The 3,651-nt window shown below is 73.1% G+C and carries 4 protein-coding genes; 1 reads left to right on the top strand and 3 read right to left on the bottom strand.

Annotated features, from left to right (window positions below):
• From AC1D2K_RS31860 to AC1D2K_RS31850, 3 genes are all read right to left on the bottom strand, one after another.
• Positions 1–1,150, bottom strand: a 1,150-nt coding sequence (locus AC1D2K_RS31860; RefSeq protein ID WP_478094081.1) for an ABC transporter permease, incomplete at its 3' end; no start/stop codon positions are given.
• Between the two features lie 28 nt (positions 1,151–1,178).
• Positions 1,179–2,420: an RNA polymerase sigma factor gene (locus tag AC1D2K_RS31855; protein WP_478094079.1), complete on the bottom strand. Its 1,242-nt coding sequence runs from the start codon at positions 2,418–2,420 to the stop codon at positions 1,179–1,181.
• The gene (locus tag AC1D2K_RS31850; protein WP_442281501.1) at positions 2,417–2,773 is read right to left on the bottom strand and encodes a YciI family protein; all 357 of its coding nucleotides are present in this window, start codon (positions 2,771–2,773) and stop codon (positions 2,417–2,419) included. The genes AC1D2K_RS31855 and AC1D2K_RS31850 overlap by 4 nt, the downstream gene beginning before the upstream one ends.
• 129 nt (positions 2,774–2,902) lie before the next feature.
• On the opposite strand from AC1D2K_RS31850, the gene AC1D2K_RS31845 reads away from it, so the two are divergent.
• On the top strand, positions 2,903–3,651 hold a 749-nt coding region (locus AC1D2K_RS31845), incomplete at its 3' end, for a threo-3-hydroxy-L-aspartate ammonia-lyase (protein WP_478094077.1).

The following is a 3,651-nucleotide window of genomic DNA, read 5'->3' as shown; positions in this document are numbered from 1 at the left end:
TCTGCGCTTCGGGCAGGGCCTGCGCGGCGCACGCCGGCCACCAGCCGCCGACGCCGGCCGCGAGCACGCCGAGTGCGCCGTAGGTCCAGGCCGCGCCCCAGCTCCAGCGCAGGGTCGGCGCGACGCCGTCGAAGTAGCCGCCGCCGAGGTCGCCGCCCAGCAGCTTCAGCGCGAGCTGGGCGAGCGCGGCGCCCAGGGCGATGCCCGCGGCGCTGCCGATCAGCCCGAGCACCAGCGATTCGGTCAGCACCAGCCGCAGGCGCTCGCGCGGCGTGAGTCCGAGCACGCCGAGCAGCGCGAACTGCTGCGCACGCTTGGCGACGCTCAGCGCGAGCACCGAGAACACCAGGAAGGCGCCGGTGAACAGCGCCACCAGCGCCAGCACCGTGAGGTTCACGCGGTAGGCGCGCGAGAGGTTGCTGACGCGCTCGGCCGCATCGCCCGGTTCGGCGATCTGGATGCCGGTCGGCCAGTCCGGCGACTGTTGCAGCGCGCCGATGAAGGCCGTGTGGTCGGTGCCCGGCGCCAGCCGCAGGTCGATGCGCGTGAGCTGGCCGGCGCGGCCGAACAGGTCCTGCGCGGCGCCGATGTCCATCACCGCCAGCGCGGCACCGCCGGCCGCCACCTGGCCGGCGACCTGCAGCGATTGCCATTGCGTGCCGACACGCAACCGCAGCTGGGTGGCGTCGTCGCCGACGGCCTTGCGCGCGGCGGCATTGAGAAAGACCTGGCGCGGCGCGAAGAGCGAGAAACGGTCGCCGGCCTCGGCCGGGCGCGGCATCAGCGCCGGCGCGATGGTCGGCAGCGCGAGCGCGTCGATGCCGACGACCCGCAGCGGCAGCCGGCGCTCGCCGATCTGCGCGACGCTTTGCAGCTCGAGCACGGGGCTGGCCAGGGCGACCTCCGGCTGCCGGACCACCTGCGCGAAGACGGCCTCGTCGAAGGCGCCTTGCGCGGCGCGCAATTCGAGGTCGGGCTGGCCGTTGACCGAGCGCACCGCGCTCGAGAATTCGTCGAGCGCCGAGGCATTGATCAGCTGCACCGAGAAGGCCAGCGCGACGCCCAGCATCACGGCGACGACCGCGGCCGCGTTGCGCCACGGGTGGTGGCGCAGTTCCTGCCACGAGAAGCTGAACAACAGGGCCCTCATGCGGCCCATTCTGCGCGATGCGCGCGGGTCACAGGCGATCGGATGCGGCGGCCAGCCAGGCGCGGATCGCCGGGCTGGTGCTGAGGCCGGCCGCGCGGGCATAGGCCTGCCGTGCCGCGGCCACCTGGCAGCTGCGGCCCAGCAGGTGCGCGCGCGCCGCCCAGAAGGGCTGGTAGTTCGCGACCTCGGCCGGCGCGATGGCATCGAGCGCCCGCAGGCCGGCCGCCGGCGTTTCGGCTTCGGCCAGGGCGCAGGCCCGGCCGACCTGCGCGCCGGTGCCCGGGCGCAGCGCGATCAGGCCGTCATAGAGCGCCACCAGCGCATCGGCCGGCACCTGCGCACCGAGCCGTCGCGCGCAATGCGCCGACTGGATCGCGGCTTCGATCTGGTAGGCGCCGAGCGACTCGAGGCTGGCGGCGCTCTTCAGCGCCTGCTCGGCCTGTCCGCGCAGTTGCGGGTTCCAGCGCGCGACCTCCTGCGCGTCCAGCGGCACGTAGTCGCCTGCGGCGTTGCGCCTCGCGGCGGCGCGGCTTTCGCAGAACAGCATCAGCGCCAGCAGGCCCAGCGGCTCGGGTTCCCGCGGCAGCAGGCCGCAGAGGATGCGGCAGAGGTCGATCGCCTCGGCCGTGAGGCCGCGCTGCGAGGCGTCGGCGCCGTCGACCTCGTCCCAGCCGGTGCCGTAGGCCGCGTAGATGCCGTCGAGCACATCCTGCAGCCGCTGCGGCAGGTCGTTCGCGTGCGGGAACTCGAACGGAATGCCGGCGGCCCGGATGCGCGCCTTGGCCCGCACCAGGCGCTGGCCGAGCGTGGCCGGCGCGCTCAGGAAGGCACCAGCCATGCGGGCGGCGTCCAGCCCGAGCACGGTCTGCAGCATCAAGGGCGCGCGCGCCGCGGCATCGATGGCCGGATGGGCGCAGACGAAGAACAGGCGCAGCCGCTCGTCGGGCACTGCCTCGCCGCCGTCCGCGTCCTCCTCGAACTGGTCGGCCAGCAGCAGCAGGCTCTGCGCCGCCTCGTCCTGCACCCGGCTGTGGCGCCAGGCGTCGAGCGTGCGGTGGCGCGCCACCTGCAGCAGCCAGGCCTCCGGCTTCGCGGGCACGCCGTCGGCCGGCCAGCGCTCGAGCGCCCGCGCGAAGGCGTCGGCCAGCGCGTCCTCCGAGGCCGCGATGTCGCGCGTGCGCGCCGACAGGATGGCGACCAGCCGGCCATACGACTGGCGGGCCGCTCGCTCGGCCGCCGCGCGGGCCTCCCGGACGGCCAGGTCCGTCACATCGTGGGTGCGGTGAACACCGGCCGCACCTCGACGCCGCCGGTGCTGGCGCAGGGCGCGCGCGCGGCCCATTCGAGCGCGGTGTCGAGGTCGGGCACCTCGATCACGAAGTAGCCGCCGAGCTGCTCCTTGCTGTCGGCGAAGGGCCCGTCCTGCACCTGGCGCTTGTCGCCGCGCACCCGCAGCGTGGTGCCGGTCATCGGCGGTTGCAGGCCGTGGCCGCTGAGCGTGACACCCGACTGGCGGATCGCGCCCACATAGTCCATCCAGCCGGCCCGGTAGGCCTGGGCCGCTGCCTCGTCGCGCTGGTCGAACTCGGACTGGGGTTGGTAGAACATCAGCATGTATTGCATGGAAATCTCCACAAAGGAAAACACACGAGCAGGATCGCTCACTGCAATGACGGCGCACGGGCGGGCATTTCGACAGTGTGCGACAGGAATCGTGCATTTTTCGATGACCGCCGCGCTAAGCTCGTCGCCATGCAGACACTTCCGACCTACGACGACGTGATCGCCGCGGCCGCGCGGCTCGAAGGGCATGCGCACCGCACGCCGGTGCTGCGCTCGCGCACCGCCGACGCCCGCTGGGGCGCGCAGTTCTTCTTCAAGTGCGAGAACTTCCAGCGCATGGGCGCCTTTAAGTTCCGCGGCGCCTTCAATGCGCTGTCGAAGTTCGATGCCCGGCAGCGCCAGGCCGGTGCGATCGCCTTCTCCTCGGGCAACCATGCGCAGGCGGTCGCGCTGGCGGCGCGCATCCTCGGCATGCCGGCCGTGATCGTGATGCCCACCGATGCGCCGGCCGCCAAGCTTGCCGCCACGCGCGAGTACGGTGCCGAGGTGGTCCTCTACGACCGCTTCACCGAGGACCGCGAGGCGCTGACGCGGCGGCTGGCCGAGGAGCGCGGCATGACGCTGATCCCGCCCTACGACCATCCGGACGTGATCGCGGGCCAGGGCACGGCGGCAAAGGAACTGATCGAGGAGGTCGGCGCCCTCGATGCGCTCTACGTCTGCCTCGGCGGCGGCGGCCTGACCAGCGGCTCGGCGCTCGCGGCGCGCGCGCTGGCGCCGGACTGCAAGATCTACGGCGTCGAGCCCGAAGCCGGCAACGACGGCCAGCAGTCGCTGCGCGCCGGCCGCATCGTGCACATCGACACCCCGAAGACCATTGCCGACGGCGCGCAGACTCAGCACCTGGGCGAGTACACCTTCGGCATCATCCGGCGCGA

It is taken from the genome of Variovorax sp. P1_H12_2, assembly GCF_056405335.1.
This window is presented reverse-complemented; position numbering and strand designations above follow the sequence as displayed.